This window comes from Marinoscillum sp. 108, assembly GCF_902506655.1.
GTDB lineage: Bacteria > Bacteroidota > Bacteroidia > Cytophagales > Cyclobacteriaceae > Marinoscillum > Marinoscillum luteum.
This window is the reverse complement of sequence record NZ_LR734808.1, coordinates 250495-265691: the sequence shown is the minus strand read 5'-3', so window position 1 is coordinate 265691 and position 15197 is coordinate 250495. Positions and strand designations below refer to the sequence as shown.

Annotated in this window: 16 protein-coding genes; 10 read left to right on the top strand and 6 right to left on the bottom strand. The window is 47.5% G+C overall.

Features of this window, described 5'->3' with window-relative positions; genetic code table 11:
• The 4 genes from GV030_RS01045 to GV030_RS01030 form a co-directional block, all read right to left on the bottom strand.
• Positions 1–1728 carry a SulP family inorganic anion transporter gene (locus GV030_RS01045; protein ID WP_255465028.1) on the bottom strand — a complete coding sequence of 576 codons (1728 nt, stop codon included), beginning with the start codon at positions 1726–1728 and terminating at the stop codon, positions 1–3.
• 72 nt (positions 1729–1800) lie between these two features.
• On the bottom strand, positions 1801–2442 hold the full coding sequence (locus GV030_RS01040; RefSeq protein WP_159578933.1) for a Crp/Fnr family transcriptional regulator: 642 nt from the start codon (positions 2440–2442) through the stop codon (positions 1801–1803).
• A gap of 11 nt (positions 2443–2453) precedes the next feature.
• Positions 2454–2615 carry a hypothetical protein gene (locus tag GV030_RS01035; protein ID WP_159578930.1) on the bottom strand — a complete coding sequence of 54 codons (162 nt, stop codon included), beginning with the start codon at positions 2613–2615 and terminating at the stop codon, positions 2454–2456.
• Between the two features lie 41 nt (positions 2616–2656).
• A complete protein-coding gene (locus tag GV030_RS01030; protein WP_159578928.1) occupies positions 2657–3559 on the bottom strand; it encodes a sterol desaturase family protein in 903 nt (300 codons plus the stop codon).
• Between the two features lie 348 nt (positions 3560–3907).
• Here GV030_RS01030 and GV030_RS01025 point away from each other — a divergent pair, with 348 nt between their 5' ends.
• The 3 genes from GV030_RS01025 to GV030_RS01015 all read left to right on the top strand — a co-directional run bounded on the left by GV030_RS01025 (position 3908) and on the right by GV030_RS01015 (position 7161).
• Complete coding sequence (locus GV030_RS01025) at positions 3908–4300, top strand: DUF3592 domain-containing protein (protein ID WP_159578914.1); 393 nt, start codon at positions 3908–3910, stop codon at positions 4298–4300.
• A gap of 230 nt (positions 4301–4530) precedes the next feature.
• Positions 4531–5373: a hypothetical protein gene (locus GV030_RS01020; RefSeq protein ID WP_159578912.1), complete on the top strand. Its 843-nt coding sequence runs from the start codon at positions 4531–4533 to the stop codon at positions 5371–5373.
• A gap of 144 nt (positions 5374–5517) precedes the next feature.
• Positions 5518–7161, top strand: coding sequence for a Zn-dependent hydrolase (locus GV030_RS01015; RefSeq protein WP_159578910.1), 1644 nt, complete (start codon positions 5518–5520; stop codon positions 7159–7161).
• Between the two features lie 85 nt (positions 7162–7246).
• Here GV030_RS01015 and GV030_RS21660 read toward each other — a convergent pair whose 3' ends face one another.
• Positions 7247–7399 carry a T9SS type A sorting domain-containing protein gene (locus GV030_RS21660; protein ID WP_159578908.1) on the bottom strand — a complete coding sequence of 51 codons (153 nt, stop codon included), beginning with the start codon at positions 7397–7399 and terminating at the stop codon, positions 7247–7249.
• A gap of 249 nt (positions 7400–7648) precedes the next feature.
• Between GV030_RS21660 and GV030_RS01005 the strand changes: the two genes are divergently transcribed.
• The 3 genes from GV030_RS01005 to GV030_RS00995 all read left to right on the top strand — a co-directional run bounded on the left by GV030_RS01005 (position 7649) and on the right by GV030_RS00995 (position 10064).
• Positions 7649–8866: a DEAD/DEAH box helicase gene (locus GV030_RS01005; protein WP_159578906.1), complete on the top strand. Its 1218-nt coding sequence runs from the start codon at positions 7649–7651 to the stop codon at positions 8864–8866.
• 83 nt (positions 8867–8949) lie between these two features.
• A complete protein-coding gene (locus GV030_RS01000) occupies positions 8950–9330 on the top strand; it encodes a DUF3703 domain-containing protein (protein ID WP_159578904.1) in 381 nt (126 codons plus the stop codon).
• Complete coding sequence (locus tag GV030_RS00995) at positions 9330–10064, top strand: class I SAM-dependent methyltransferase (protein ID WP_159578902.1); 735 nt, start codon at positions 9330–9332, stop codon at positions 10062–10064. Before GV030_RS01000 ends, GV030_RS00995 begins: the two co-directional genes overlap by 1 nt.
• 58 nt (positions 10065–10122) lie before the next feature.
• On the opposite strand, the gene GV030_RS00990 is transcribed toward GV030_RS00995, so the two are convergent.
• A complete protein-coding gene (locus GV030_RS00990; protein ID WP_159578900.1) occupies positions 10123–11223 on the bottom strand; it encodes a glycoside hydrolase family 43 protein in 1101 nt (366 codons plus the stop codon).
• A 175-nt stretch (positions 11224–11398) separates the two neighbouring features.
• Here GV030_RS00990 and GV030_RS00985 point away from each other — a divergent pair, with 175 nt between their 5' ends.
• From GV030_RS00985 to GV030_RS00970, 4 genes are all read left to right on the top strand, one after another.
• Positions 11399–11944, top strand: a complete 546-nt coding sequence (locus GV030_RS00985) for a hypothetical protein (RefSeq protein ID WP_159578898.1) — start codon at positions 11399–11401, stop codon at positions 11942–11944.
• A 72-nt stretch (positions 11945–12016) separates the two neighbouring features.
• Entirely contained in the window at positions 12017–12892 is an 876-nt protein-coding gene (locus GV030_RS00980; protein ID WP_159578896.1) for a carbon-nitrogen hydrolase, read from the top strand.
• Positions 12889–13929 (top strand): agmatine/peptidylarginine deiminase, encoded by a 1041-nt coding sequence (locus GV030_RS00975; RefSeq protein WP_159578894.1) that lies wholly within the window; start codon positions 12889–12891, stop codon positions 13927–13929. Before GV030_RS00980 ends, GV030_RS00975 begins: the two co-directional genes overlap by 4 nt.
• 138 nt (positions 13930–14067) lie before the next feature.
• Entirely contained in the window at positions 14068–15120 is a 1053-nt protein-coding gene (locus tag GV030_RS00970; RefSeq protein WP_159578892.1) for a hypothetical protein, read from the top strand.
• Positions 15121–15197: the final 77 nt, after the last annotated feature.

Sequence of the window (15197 nt, the reverse complement as noted above, 5' to 3'; positions counted from 1 at the left end):
TTAGTCTTTTAAGTCCGACTGCAGCGCATAATCTTTGTAGTCCCCCTGCTTGTGGGTAGTGGCAAATTTCACTGCCTCGTTCAGATCAAAAAACACATTTTCCTTATGTAGAACCTCATTCAAGCCTGTCCTTTTCATAGTATCCCTCACTGGGCCAATCAGGTCACAAATCAGAAACTCTATCTTTTTTTCATGCAAAAAGTCCAACAAATCCTTCAGCCCGCTGGTGGCCGTGGCGTCCAGATAGCTGAGCGGGCCAGCATCTAATATAAGCGTTTCTATCCGACCCTGGGCATCGTCTACGGCATTCTCAATATACTCCTTAAAATACTGAATATTGATGAAAGTAAGCGGCGCATCCAGGCGCAAAATGAGGACGTGCTCCCACTGCTCCAGGTCCTTGAATCGTTTGATATTTCTAAACTCGTGATGTCCCCGCACCCTGCCCAGTCTGGCGATATGCGGATATGCCGACCTGTACAAAAGCACCAGGATAGACAATACGATACCGCTGACGATGCCAGGCACCATACTAAAATTGAGGGTGATCAAAAAGGTAGCAATCAGGAGGGCAAATTCTACCCGACTGTCTTTCCACAGTCGCCGGGCATAGGTCCAATCGATCAATCCGGCTACCGCCACCATAATCACCGAAGCAAGAATGGCTTTGGGCAGGAAATAAAACAGTGGCGTGAGAAAGATGAGGGTGAGCGAAACCACTACTGCACTGATCACAGACGAAAGTGGTGTATGTGCCCCGGACTGGTAGTTGACTGCCGATCGGGAAAAACCACCAGTCACCGGAAAAGACTGAAACAGCGACCCTATTAAGTTAGCCGCCCCCAGCGCCACCAGTTCCTGATTGGGCTGTACTTTGTAATTTCGTTTTTTGGCTTCTATGGCTTTGGCCACAGAAAAGGCCTCCATAAAGGCTACCACGGAGATGGTGAGTGCCAGCGGAATGAGTTCACCCAGCTGACCCAAAGAGAGGTCTGGTAGTTTGAAGGAGGGCAAACCATCGGGTATGGTTTTTACTATGCTCACACCGGCAGACTCCAGCTGCATAAAATAGACCAAGGCCGTACCGAATATCACCGCAATCAAGGCTCCGGGAATACTGGAATGAATCCGCTTCACTCCTTTGATGATGACAATCCCCACAATCCCTATGGCCAGCGTCATCAAATGTGTCTGGTTGATACTTTGCACAGCATCCCAGAGGATTTCATGTACCTTATTACTTTTCACCAGATCTACCCCCATGAGGTATTTCAACTGATTGAGGCCGATGATGAGCGCCGCAGCGGAGGTAAACCCACTGATCACTGGCTTTGAAAGAAGGTTGGTGATGAATCCCAGGCGCAGTACACCCAGCAATAACTGGAAGGCCCCCATAAAAAACGCCAAAAGAATGGCAAACCCAATGTAGGCATCAGTACCCTCCGTGGCCAGCACTGATACCCCGGCCGCTACCAGCAGTGAGTCCATGGCCACAGGAGCCACGGAAAGCTGCCGCGAAGTACCAAATAGAGCATAGATGAGCTGAGGAACGATGGAGGCATACAAGCCATAAACAGGGGGCAGTCCCGCAATCAGCGCATAAGCCATCCCCTGAGGAATCAGCATAATCCCAACCGTGAGACCGGCAAACAAGTCGCCATTCAGCTGAGTCTTTTTATACTGAGGCAGCCAGCTCGTGATGGGCAGTATCTGGTGTATCAATTTCATTGCTTACCTTTTTGAAGCCCCAAAAGTATCAAACTCCCTAACCCTCCGGTGTAACAATTGTCACACTCCAAGTTACATGATTTCTATACGGTTCCGGTATTGCTCTATCTTCCCTTCACGCTCCAGCTGCTTCAGGAGCCGCGAGACCACCACCCGGGAAGTATTCAGTTCATTGGCGATTTGCTCATGGGTCTTGTTGATCACAAAGGTTCCTGAAGCCTGTTTCTTGTCAAGTAGGTATTTATAAAGTCTTTGATCCATTTTCAGAAAGACCACACTGTCGATGGTGTTCAGCATCTCATCGAAACGGGTTTGATATGCATCGAAGACAAACTTCCTGAATGACTTGTACTTCACCACCCAGCTGTCTATGTACGTCATAGGGATCATCCAAAGCACAGAATCCTCCTCTGCCACCACATGAAAGGCCTTCTTTTTGCCTTCTATACAGCAGGTAATGGACATGGCGCAGGTCTCCCCACCCTCCAGGAAGTAGAGAAAAACTTCGCCTCCCGTCTGGTCCTGACGCATTACCTTCAGCAAACCTTCCAGTACGATGGGCATTTCATTGCCTGTACTATCAGGGCCTATGACCACCCCACCTGCCTTCACTTTCTTCAATCGTCCTATCGATAAAATCTCTTCGGCCAATTGAGGCTCTATCTCTGATCTGCCAAGAATCTGATGTACCAGATCTTCTGTCTCGTTGCTCATTGTGATTTCACTTATTTATTCTCGAGGGCTTTCAACCGCTTTTCTATTTCCATCAGCTTGTGTATGATGATGATATGGGTCTTTTTAGCATCTATACCCACCACGCTCTCAGCACTGGTGATCATTTGCTCTATTTCGGCGTAGGCCTCCTTCGGAATCAGTTCGTTTTCCATTGTCTTTAGTGTTTCCCTAAAGGTAAAAAATCTGCCGGGGATCAGTCAGGCTTTTTATCGCCCGGACTGGTCACTTTACCAGAAAACCCATGGGTATTTTGCCCTATAAAGTCGGCAGGAAACTCCTCCACACCAGGAAAGCCCAGCTGGATATCGCGCCCATCGTGGGGAATGTAGTCGGTACCAAAGAGATAATCCCAAACACTCAGCGTCAATCCAAAATTAACGCCTAATCGACGTTCTGCAGGCAGGTGGTAAGCATGGTGCCAGATGTGCATCTGTGGATTATTGAAAATATACTTCAAAGGTCCGAGGTTCAGTTTGAAATTGGAATGGTTGAAATGACCTACGGCCAGGGTGAAAATGTGGATGATAAAAAAATCGCGTAAACCAATCCCGATAAGTGCCAACGGGATGTACTCAATGGTGCGATACACCACGTTTTCCATCCAGTGATATCGCAGGTGGGCAGCAAAACCCATCTCAGCCACACTATGGTGCACCTTGTGAAACTCCCACAGCCTTGGGCTCGCATGCAGCAAACGGTGGATCCACCACTGCACAAAATCGCGTACCACAAAGCCGAGCAACAGATGGGCCCATATCGGCCAACTCATCACTTCAAAAGCCACCAGATTGGTAATACCCAGCAGTCCCAGCAGGTCATTGAAGAGGTGTACCACCACATTGGAGGCGGCATTGTAGATGATGAGGGAAAACAGAAAGAAATTGAAAAACATGTAGAAGAAGTCCAACCAGAAATCCTTCCGAAACTTTGCCTGATCTACACGCCAGGGCTTCAAGAGTTCCAGTGCAAAGAAAAATGCAGACACTCCCAGCAACCAGTAGAAGTAATTGTGCCAGGTGGGGTGTGTGATTTCTTGCCAAAGGTAGCCGGCATAACCCGCATAGCCGTTTCGTATTTCTGTAATAATTGATTCCATTGATGCTTATGACTTCTTTGACTGATCGATAAAGATACGCAAACCCACCACCCGAGGATGGTAACAAAAGTTACAAAAGAAAGGTCTACCCTCTTTGGGGTATTTTTCGCAAATCCGGAATGGCTGATGATAAAATCAGTTGTTTCGGAGGAACTGTTGCTTTGTCAGCCTGAGCTCCGTCGAAGGGTAAGACAAAGCAGATGAGATCACACTACCCAGGAATGGCGGCTCAAGATCCCGGTAATCATTTTCGAAATGAGATTCATAAGACTGACCGATTTCTGAGAAAAGACCCATCTCAGAAATGAACCTATTGCTAATTCACTCAGGTTAATCTAAATTCATCACATGAGGCAATTTCATCTGTATCAGCTTTGGTTTCTGGTGCCGGGTCTGGGACTAGTCTGGTTGGGCTACTACCTACCCGCCAGCTATATTTATCAACAGCTTTATTGGGTGGAGACAGAAGCGGTCATCACTGGATACCGGCTGGATACCACCGCCACGCCCATTAATTATTACCTCATGGACTATACCGACTCGCTAGGCACTGTCTACCATGTAGAAGTGGATGTGGAAAACACGATCACCGAAGGCCGCGATGCAGACCATGCCCGCCTCTACTACGACCCTGCCGATCCGGCTAACTTTGCGCTCGTCAATCATGCTCGTTACCTGGTGGTCCTTTTTTTACCGCTTGGCTTACTGAGCCTCTATTTTGGGTGGCCCAAGCGGGAGTAGTTGGGCTGTTGTGGGTGCAGAAGAGAAAAGTTCATAAACCCAAACCTCTGGCTGGATGACGCCATCAAAAGAACTGATAACCCTACCTACAAATATCTTCACAGGAAATTTCAATGAAGTTTGACTTCTATGTTTATTCCCCTATTTTGGGGATTATCTTGGCGCCTACTTGTATCAGGAGCCAAATCCAGAAAAACCTAGAGAGGTTATCTCAAAACTTGCACGAAAAAATGAATTCAAAAACACCCATATTCCTGACATTAGCGGCCACATTTTTGTCCTTCACAACCAGCTTTGGTCAAAAGAACTCACAGTCGGGAGAATTCAATCCAAAAAATGACCTGCTTTTAGTTCAATTTGATTGTAAAACGGATGTAGATGACCTCCACACGGTGGCGGCCCTTGCCACTTTACTGACAGACAGCAATTACTCCACCTTAAATTATCATGCCATTGCTGGCACATATGGTATTCAGGAGGGGTTGTATGTCCCACCAAATGACTTATTTCAGCTGGCTTTTGGAAACAATTGGACAGACGCGCACAATAAAAGTGAAGCTGCAGTAGAAAAAGTGAAGCTCATCGTGCAAGCAACACTCAATCGGCAGGGCGATATATGGATTGCAGAGGCAGGTCAATCGGATTTCACCGCGCTACTTATCAAAGCCATTCAAAAGGATTTACCTCAAATAAAGACAGCACAGCGTATCCATGTGGTTCAGCATAGCGATTGGAATGAAAACTCCACCAGTCCAGAGCGTCTTCAATTTGTCAAGGAAAACGCTCATTATCAGAAAATACCAGATGGTAATGCTGTAGGTAATGGCACACCCGGATTTCGTGATCCTGAGTTTACCAGCTGGAAGGAAGAAATCAAAGATCCTAACCTGTTTAAAATATGGCAGCTTTCCACAGACTTGTCAAATCAATACAACGGAAAGGATGGGAGATACAATAATGAGGCAGTTGCTGCTGGTGGATTGGACTTCTCTGACCTCTCTGAGGTCTGTTGGATTTTGGGGCTGCAAGACATCAGGGATACAGAACACTTCTTCAGGTTGTATGCCGATTAGGTTTGATCGATGCTAACACTTAGTAATGATGCTGGAATAGCTCTCCTGTCGTACCATCTTCGAAACACCTGCCAGACCTTTATCACTCTTCATTTGATCAAGGTTTTATAACTTTCCATTTCAGATAAACAACCTGGAAGAAATATGAAACAAGTATCCCGATTTTTAGTCGTTGCCTTGGTGATCAGCCTATTCGGCTGTGGACCCCAAAAACAAGCGCAAAGCACCGACGAAGCACCCAATGAAATCATGAAAGCTAAACTAGAGGACTATAAGAAAGTCCGGCTCACGGCTGACCTCACAGCGCTGAGCGAAAAGGAAAAAAAGATGATCCCCAAGCTGATAGAAGCGGCCCAGATCATGGATGGCCTCTTTTGGTATGAAGCCTATGGTCAGAAGGATTCTCTCCTCAGCACCATTGAGGATGAAGCCACTAGAGCTTATGTAAAGATCAACTACGGCCCCTGGGATCGACTGGACAACAACAAGCCATTCATCGACGGGGTGGGCACCAAACCTCCGGGAGCCAACTTCTACCCTACTGACATGACCAAAGAGGAGTTTGAAGCCGCAGACCTGGAAGGCAAAGCCAGCCTTTACACCTTTATCAGAAGAGATGAAAACGGGCAACTCATTGCCATTCCGTACTACGAAATGTTTAGCGAGGAAGTACAGCGAGTGTCTGCTCTGCTGCTGGAATGTGCTGACCTGGCAGAGGATTCCGGCCTTAAGGCCTACCTCAAACACCGGGCAGAAGCGTTGCTTACTGATGACTATCAGCCGTCTGATATGGCCTGGATGGACATGAAAACAAACGGCATTGACATAGTGATTGGCCCCATCGAAAACTATGAGGATGCCCTGTACAATTATAAAGCTGCACACGAGGCTTACGTACTCATCAAAGACAGGACATGGAGCGACCGACTCTCAAAATATGCGGCTTTTCTGCCGGAGCTTCAGCGCGGACTTCCGGTACCGGATGCATACAAAGCTGAAGAACCAGGTAGTGATGCCGACCTCAACGCCTATGATGTGGTCTACTACGCCGGTGACTGTAACTCCGGCTCTAAGACCATCGCTATCAACCTCCCCAACGATGAGCAGGTACAACTAGCCAAAGGCTCCAGAAGACTCCAACTCAAAAACGCCATGCGTGCCAAATTCGACGAGATCCTGCTACCCATTTCTAAAGTGTTGATCACACCAGACCAGCAGCAATACATCACGTTCGATGCCTTCTTTGCCAACACCATGTTTCATGAAGTGGCACACGGGCTGGGCATCAAAAACACCATCAATGGAAAAGGTACAGTGCGCGCTGCCTTGCAGGAGCACGGATCAGCACTGGAAGAGGGTAAAGCAGATATACTCGGCCTTTACATGATCACCCAACTTCACGAGAAAGGCGAGTTGGAAGGACAGATAGAAGATTACTACACCACTTTCATGGCCGGGATTTTCCGTTCGGTGAGATTTGGAGCGGCCAGTGCTCATGGCAAAGCCAACATGATCCGTTTCAATTTTTTCAATGAATATGGTGCATTCGCTCAAAATGAAGACGGCACCTATCGTGTGGATTTCGCCAAAATGAAAGAAGCCATGGACGCACTCTCTGAGCTTATTCTTACCCTGCAGGGTAATGGAGACTATGCAGGAGTAGATGCCCTTGTGAAAGAAAAAGGAACCATCGGTGCTGCGTTGCAGGCCGACCTTTCCAAACTGGAAGCTCAGGACATTCCCGTGGACATTGTTTTTGAACAGGGTGTAGAGGTATTAGGACTCTAAAAATTCAGTAAAAAAAAAGAGGGGTTGAAAAATGAGGTAATCCTCCATTTTTCAACCCCTTTTTATTTGGTAATAGTAAAGATTGCTACTTCATAAATTTTTGTTTCATCCAAAAGCCATTCGACTTCAGCTCCAAAAGATATATGCCCCCCGATAGCTGACTTATATCTATCGAATGCTCAAAAGAAGCCTGATGAATCAATTGGCGCCCGGCCATATCGGTGATGGTAGCCGACACCAACCCCTCGAAAAATGTGAGCTTGTTTATTAAAATTTTATCACCACATCAATACTACATCACCACATCAATCGGGTAGGAAATAAACTTCACATTCATCATCACAATCTGGGTCAGGGTCGCTTAGATGCCATTTCATATACATCAGTCACCCACTGTGAAACAACCAATGGAAATGCAGCCAAACAGGAGTCTGTTAATACCATTTAATTGCTTTATCTTCGTCGAATAATTAAATAATACATCATTTTGAAATTTTCAGAATTAAATCTGGATCCAAAACTCCTCGAAGGAATTGAGGCCATTGGATTTGAAAACACCACTCCTGTTCAGGAGGCTACCATCCCCAAAATATTAGAAGGAAAAGACCTCATTGCCGCGGCGCAGACCGGGACCGGAAAAACCGCTGCCTTCCTCCTGCCCATCATTCACAAGATCCTTACAGAGGCCAAAGACGATGGGCACATCAAAGCACTCGTGATCGTTCCTACGCGTGAGCTTGCCGTGCAGATAGATCAGCAACTGGAAGGACTCTCCTACTACACTTCTGTGAGTTCACTCGCTGTGTATGGTGGTGGTGACGGTCAGTCTTTTGATCGGGAAAAGAAAGCACTTTCGGAGGGTGCCGATATCATCATTGGTACACCGGGAAGGCTGATTGCGCACCTGAACATGAACTATGTGAAGGTATCACAGCTGGACTACCTCATCCTGGATGAGGCCGACCGGATGCTGGATATGGGGTTCAACGAGGACATCACCAAGATCATTGGTTACCTGCCTAAAGAAAGGCAGACCCTGCTGTTTTCTGCTACCATGCCTACGAAGATCAGACAGCTGGCCAAAAATATCCTCAAAGACCCTGAAGAAATAAGCATTGCCATCTCGAAGCCCAATGAGAAGATTGTGCAGGCGGCATTCATCGTGTACGATGGTCAGAAAATAGAATTGGTCAAGCATATCTTAAAACCAGACTGGCTCAGAAGTGTAATCGTATTTTGCTCTACCAAAGACAACACCAAGAGACTCACCAAAGAACTCAAAAAAGCCAACCTTTCAGTGGAGGAAATCCACTCGGACCTGGAGCAGAAATCCCGTGAGCAGGTACTCAACCAGTTCAAAAGCCGAAAACTCAAAATACTGGTCGCCACGGACATCCTTTCAAGGGGTATCGATGTAGAGGACATAGACATAGTGATCAACTATGACGTGCCCAACGACGGTGAGGACTACATCCACCGCATAGGACGGACAGCCAGGGCTGCATCCACGGGTGCAGCATTCACTTTTGTGAATGAAAAAGAGCAGTCCAAATTCCAATCCATCGAACAGCTATTGGGCAAACCTGTGCCTAAGGCCAAAATCCCGCCGCACATTGGCGAAGGACCATCCTATAGCCCAAAACCTTACCGGGGCGGTGGTGGACGTGGAGGCGGCGGCCGAAAAGGGGGCGGGAAAAAGAGATAATTCCAACTTCACTTTATGGAGGATTCTAACGGAGCTTTGTTATTTTTAATTGGAAATTCCATTGAACTTAACAGCGCTCCGAAATGATCTTTAATACGTCCATGCCCACGCCGTTGAGGCCCTATTTTGCCGCGGAACTCGAGGCTTATCGCCAGCAACACCAGATGAATAACCTTCAGAGTGCCTGGAGACACCTCGAAAGGGCTCATGTCATTGGGCAGGCCTATCCCTATGCACATAGTCTGGTTCACTGGAAAATGCTGTTATTTGGTATCCAGATCAAAAGCACCAAAGAGGTCATCGGGCAGATTCCACGCCTGCTGATAGGTGGAGTCAAATCTTTTGTTGGTAAAATCCCCGTAGGCAACACGGGTGGATCAAATATCCCTCCGCTTCGCTCCCTTCCTATTGAGCCGGAAATTCAGGATATCTTCGCTCAGTGTGGCCTTCCTACCCCCTCCTGATGAAAGACCTTTTTTCATCCGGTTCAGATCGCTATGCGATGTTTCGTCCGACTTATCCTGATAGTCTGTATGAATTCATCAGCACTCAGGCGACACATCATAACTGTGCATGGGATTGTGCAACCGGCAATGGTCAGGTGGCCCGACACCTGACGGGGCACTTTAAGGAAGTACAAGCTACCGACATCAGCGCTGCTCAGCTGTCCGAAGCATACCCGCACCCAAATATTCACTACTCCGTCCAGCCTGCAGAGCAAACGACCTTTCCCGATCAGCATTTTGACCTGATCACCATAGGCCAGGCCATTCACTGGTTTGACTTTGATCGTTTCTATCTGGAGGCGAACAGGACTTTAAAAACCAACGGTATCATTGCCGTAATTGGGTATGGCTTACACTCCGTTTCTCCGGATATTGACCCGATCATTCGCCAGTTCTACTATGAAGTGATTGGACCTTACTGGGATCCGGAGCGGAAATACCTCGACGAAAAGTACCAGACCATTCCATTTCCATTCAAAGAAATAGCCACACCAGCCTTCGAGTGTGTATTCACCTGGTCAAGAGCCCATTTTCTGGGCTACCTCAGAACCTGGTCTGCAGTGAAAAAATTCATTGATCAAAATGGATCTGATCCGGTAGATGATCTGGACAAGGCCATTGAGCCTCTCTGGGGAACAGAGCAAAAGATCACCTTCCCTATATTCCTGCGGTTGGGTCGGAAGATGATTTGACCCTCAATAAAGCGCTTCCCCGAAGAGATCCATCCTTCAGGGAAAGCACTTGATGTCATCACTGCACGTAGGCATCGATGGTCTGGATGGTACCATCTTCATTGTAAGTAAGCTCGGTCATTTTGATGCTTCTCAGGAAAGTACGGCCCCCTGAAAGGCTACTGTCATGATAAAAAAGGTACCACTTACCCTGAAACTCCACGATAGAATGGTGGTTAGTCCAGCCCAGCACAGGCTTGAGCACCAAACCCTGATAGGTGAACGGCCCATAGGGATTATCTCCAATGGCATATGCAATATTGTGGGTATCTCCGGTGGAGTAGGAAAAGTAATACTTACCGTTATACTTGTGTACCCAGGCAGCTTCAAAAAACCTTTGCTCATTATTGCCTTCTAAAAACAGATTTCCCTCTGCATCCAGAATTTGCACATCCCGTGGGGCTTCCGCAAAGCTCTTCATATCATCAGCCAGCCTGGCAATCTTTGGCAATAGCGCAGGCTCATCCTTGCCGGGAAGTTCCCCCTCAGGATCGTAAGTGCCTGTGCGCCATTTTTGAAGCTGACCACCCCAGATTCCTCCAAAGTACATGTAAAAGGTCCCATCTTCATCCTGAAATACCGCAGGATCTATGCTAAAGCTACCCTCAATTGGAGCAGGCTCTGCCTGAAATGGCCCTGTAGGAGTATCGCTCACAGCAACACCAATCGCGAATACATCATTCTTATCTTTCACGGGAAAGTACAGATAATACTTACCATCCTTAGAGGCAGCATCCGGCGCCCACATTTGCCTGCCAGCCCAGGGCACATCCTTGATATCCAGCGCTACACCATTATCTATTACAGGGCCATCCACAGACTCCATGGAGTACACATGATAATCTTTCATATCAAAATGGCTTCCCAAGTCGTCTTCCGGAATTCCGGATTCGATATCGTGCGATGGGTAAATGTAGATTTTGCCATCAAATACATGCGCCGAAGGGTCAGCGGTATAAAGGTCGGTAACCAATGGCTCAGAAATACCTACTGGCAAAGCAGTTGTGTCGGAAAGCGCAGCATCACTGGTGGTATTCTTTTCCTTTACCGGCTGACAGCCCATCACCAAAAGGGTTCCTCCGAGGATATAAATGGCAGAATTCAAAGTACTGTTCAACATGATTTTTTAATTACTCGTTAACGTTGACGGTAAGTTTAGGTAATCAACCCGATACCTGTTATCATCGCCCGTCATTCATAGCCAAAAGGGCCCCTATCCTGAACAAAACGTACCCCTTCAGCATGGTTGTAGATGAATTAAACGTTATCTTAGAGCAATTTTAAGCGACTGCATTATGACTCGTGTATCGTCGATTTTTCAAAGGCATCAATTGCCCGTACTGCTCTTTTTTACTGCACTTTGTTTTCCCTGGTGGGTAACGGCCCAGAAAAAAGAACCTACACCAAGATCACTTGCTGTGGTCAGAACCGATGGAAAGCAGCAACGACTGGTATTGATCCCAAAGTCAATGAAAATAGGCCTCTCTTCCGGAAAAAAGTATCGGGAGGTTTCCCCAGTTATTCTCAGCGACAGCACTCTGATCATAGAAAAGGATACGATATTAATTCATGAAATACTTTTCATTACCGCCTCGGTGAAAAGGCCCTGGCCTGTGAAAGCCGCGGGTATACTCATATCAGGCGCTGGAGCCCTACCTGCTACCGCCGGATTAATCTACCTTCCTTTTGCCGTCACTTATCAAGAATACCTTTCCCCATCCTCAGCCTACGCCATGATGGCTGTGGGCATGGGCATGGGTGTGACAGGATACCTGGTGGGTGGTCTCAAAAGAAAATTTTCTTTGCAAAAAAAATGGACACTGGAGGTTATCAATGAATGAAAAGGGAAGCGATCGTTTTTTGTCACGAGCAAATTTTCCGAACTTCGTCCCGGGTTAACCAGTTCATTCAATATGCCAAAAGAAAGAATCGTCAATATTGGGCTCGTACAAAACGCCTGTAGCGGAGATCGGGATCAAAATCTCCAAAAAGCCATCAAGGGAATAGAAGATGCGGCTGCCAAAGGAGCACAGATCGTGTGCCTGCAGGAGCTGTTCGGGTCACTCTATTTCTGCGATGTGGAAGACTATGACAACTTCAACCTGGCAGAAGCCATACCTGGCCCCACCACGGATATCTTTTGTGCCCTCGCCAAGCGCCTGGGGGTGGTCATTGTAGCCTCTCTTTTTGAGAAAAGAGCACAAGGCCTTTATCACAACACAGCTGCCGTCATAGACGCAGATGGCACTTATCTGGGCAAATACAGGAAAATGCACATTCCCGATGATCCGGGTTATTTTGAAAAATTCTATTTCACCCCCGGCGACCTGGGGTTCAAGGTGTTTGAAACCAAATTTGCTAAAATAGGCGTACTGATCTGCTGGGACCAGTGGTACCCGGAAGCCGCCCGAATCACGGCGCTCATGGGTGCCGAGATGCTCTTCTACCCTACGGCTATCGGCTGGCATAACAGCCAGGATGAGCGCACCAATCAGGAGCAGCACAATGCCTGGCAGACCATCCAGCAGTCGCATGCGGTGGCCAATGGCATCCCGGTGATCGGGGTAAACCGCACCGGTGTGGAGGGCGACATGCAGTTTTGGGGTGGATCTTATGTTACCAACGCCTTTGGCTGGCTCGAATACAAAGCCCCACATCTGGAAGAAGTCACAGAAGTGGTTCCCATAGACATGAATCGCTCCGATAGCTATCGCATTCATTGGCCATTCCTGAGGGATCGCCGGATCGATGCTTACTCTCCTATTGAAAAGCGATTTATAGACGAATGATGGCATCAACTCCCCGCGAACAGGGATTCCGCTTTCCTGCAGAGTGGTACCCACACCGAGCTACCTGGCTGAGCTGGCCGCACAACGAAAACTCATGGCCCGGCAAGATCAAAACGATCTACCAGCCTTACTGTGAGTTTATTAAAGCAGTAGCCACTGGCGAACAGGTGTGCATCAATGTGGCAAATGATAAAATGGAAAAACAAGCGCGTACATACCTCACTGAGGTGGGCGCTGACCTGAGCAACATCGCTTTCTACCACCATCCGACCAATGACGCCTGGTGTCGTGATCATGGGCCGGCTTTCGTCATCAAAGAAGGTGAAAAAGCGGTGATCAACTGGGGGTACAATGCCTGGGGTGAAAAATATCCTCCTTATGATCTGGACAATCAAATTCCCGGATTGGTAGCCGGAAAGCTGGGACTCGAAACTTTTAACCCGGGCATTGTCATGGAAGGTGGCTCTGTAGATTTTAACAATCAGGGCATCATCCTCACCACTACGGCTTGTCTCCTCAACAAAAACAGAAACCCCCACCTGAATCAAAGCCAAATAGAGACTTATCTGAAGGATTACTACGGGGCTCGCGAAATCTGGTGGATTGGTGACGGCATAGTAGGTGATGATACCGATGGCCATGTGGACGATATCACACGGTTTGTCAATGACAACACTGTGGTAACTGTGGTAGAGCCCAACACGGCAGATGAGAACCATGCACCACTTCAGGAAAACCTGGAGCTACTCAAAACTTTCAAAATGCCGGATGGCTCCCCTCTCAACGTGGTGGAACTGCCCATGCCTAAACCTGTGGTTTATGAAGATCAGCGTTTGCCGGCCTCTTACGCCAACTTCTACATTGCCAATAGTTGTGTAGTGGTGCCCACCTATCGCGATCAGAAGAATGATCCTTTGGCGCTTGAAATTCTGAAGACCGTCTTTACCGATCGGGAGGTGATCGGCATAGACTCCACTGATATCGTTTGGGGCCTAGGAAGCTTCCATTGCCTCAGTCAGCAGGAGCCTTTGGTTTAACTAATCACTGTAAATACCCGCTTGTCAGTTTTTCAGGTGGGTATTTCACCTTTTTTGACCTTCAACCCTTCATGGGCGTATAACAGAAAATTCATCATCCAAACCAGGAGGTGAATTGCTTTTACCAACGAGAAGACCATGAGAGTAATTATCCTTTTCCTAGCCATCCACACACTGGTGGCCTGCAGCAACCCTAAGAAAGCAGGACCTCAAACCACTGAAACAGACACCGCCGCTCCGGCGATTAGCTGGCTTGAAGACTGGCTATCTGCTTGGGAGCTCATCTCCACAGAGGTACTCCAATTACCAGTGGCTGCCGCCCCCACCATGCTTTTCTACGATCAAAAGTATGTTTACACCACCTCTCAGGTAAGCGCTCCAGATGGAGTATCATTTAATGGACCCTCTTTTTTTGGGACGAAGTTGGATTGGTGGATGCAGGAACACCATGACACCCTGACCATTCCCGATGGCCAGCGCGTACCTGTCCAGCTTATGACTTTTGCCGCCCCATCTTCTTCCCCCGGCTCGGCACCCTTTTTCGTGATGGCCGCACCCGATTTCTGGAAAACTGCTGGTATAGACAGTGAGGAGGTTGGGTTAGAAAAAATGCTGACAGGTGTATTTCTTCATGAATTTTCTCACGCCAGGCAAATGAATGGATTAGGTGAACGGGTCTCCTTTCTGGAGCAAAATGGCAACTTCCGATATGAGGTCAGCGATGATCTCATTCAGGAGTATTTTTCTGGTGACTCCAGCTATGTGAGTGCCTTCAAAAAGGAAGTGGAGCTTTTTTATCAAGCGGCAAATGCCAGAAATACCACAGATAGACTGAAATTATCAAGACAGGCATTGGACATGTACGACCAACGCCAGAAGTTCATGAGTTCGTTAGATTCCACATTGGTGGAGCTGGATGATATTTTTCTCACCATGGAAGGCACTGGACAATACATGATTGTGAGCTGGCTCACACATCCCCGCTGTAAAGGAGGGAGTGTGGATCTGAAAATGGCCATCAAAGCCACCAGAAGGCAGAAAACCTGGTGGTCACAAGATGAAGGCCTGGCACTTTCTCTGCTCTACCAGCAGTTAAGTAAACAGCCTGATTGGGCACCGTTTTACACTTCACATCCGGTCACCCTTATCGAATCAATAAGAAATGAGCTAAACCAAATTGCGGTAGAATAATCTTAATTTCATTTCTGTAAATCAATATTCAAGAGAACATTCTTATCTTTGCCCACATAATCCTAAATCTGGACCTT

Bases quoted from the DNA above. Each gene is read 5' to 3' on its own strand.
- GV030_RS01045 (WP_255465028.1), bottom strand. From the start codon at position 1,728: ATGAAATTGATACACCAGATACTGCCCATCACGAGCTGGCTGCCTCAG.
- GV030_RS01040 (WP_159578933.1), bottom strand. From the start codon at position 2,442: ATGAGCAACGAGACAGAAGATCTGGTACATCAGATTCTTGGCAGATCA.
- GV030_RS01035 (WP_159578930.1), bottom strand. From the start codon at position 2,615: ATGGAAAACGAACTGATTCCGAAGGAGGCCTACGCCGAAATAGAGCAA.
- GV030_RS01030 (WP_159578928.1), bottom strand. From the start codon at position 3,559: ATGGAATCAATTATTACAGAAATACGAAACGGCTATGCGGGTTATGCC.
- GV030_RS01025 (WP_159578914.1), top strand. From the start codon at position 3,908: ATGAGGCAATTTCATCTGTATCAGCTTTGGTTTCTGGTGCCGGGTCTG.
- GV030_RS01020 (WP_159578912.1), top strand. From the start codon at position 4,531: ATGAATTCAAAAACACCCATATTCCTGACATTAGCGGCCACATTTTTG.
- GV030_RS01015 (WP_159578910.1), top strand. From the start codon at position 5,518: ATGAAACAAGTATCCCGATTTTTAGTCGTTGCCTTGGTGATCAGCCTA.
- GV030_RS01000 (WP_159578904.1), top strand. From the start codon at position 8,950: ATGATCTTTAATACGTCCATGCCCACGCCGTTGAGGCCCTATTTTGCC.
- GV030_RS00995 (WP_159578902.1), top strand. From the start codon at position 9,330: ATGAAAGACCTTTTTTCATCCGGTTCAGATCGCTATGCGATGTTTCGT.
- GV030_RS00990 (WP_159578900.1), bottom strand. From the start codon at position 11,223: ATGTTGAACAGTACTTTGAATTCTGCCATTTATATCCTCGGAGGAACC.
- GV030_RS00985 (WP_159578898.1), top strand. From the start codon at position 11,399: ATGACTCGTGTATCGTCGATTTTTCAAAGGCATCAATTGCCCGTACTG.
- GV030_RS00980 (WP_159578896.1), top strand. From the start codon at position 12,017: ATGCCAAAAGAAAGAATCGTCAATATTGGGCTCGTACAAAACGCCTGT.
- GV030_RS00975 (WP_159578894.1), top strand. From the start codon at position 12,889: ATGATGGCATCAACTCCCCGCGAACAGGGATTCCGCTTTCCTGCAGAG.
- GV030_RS00970 (WP_159578892.1), top strand. From the start codon at position 14,068: ATGAGAGTAATTATCCTTTTCCTAGCCATCCACACACTGGTGGCCTGC.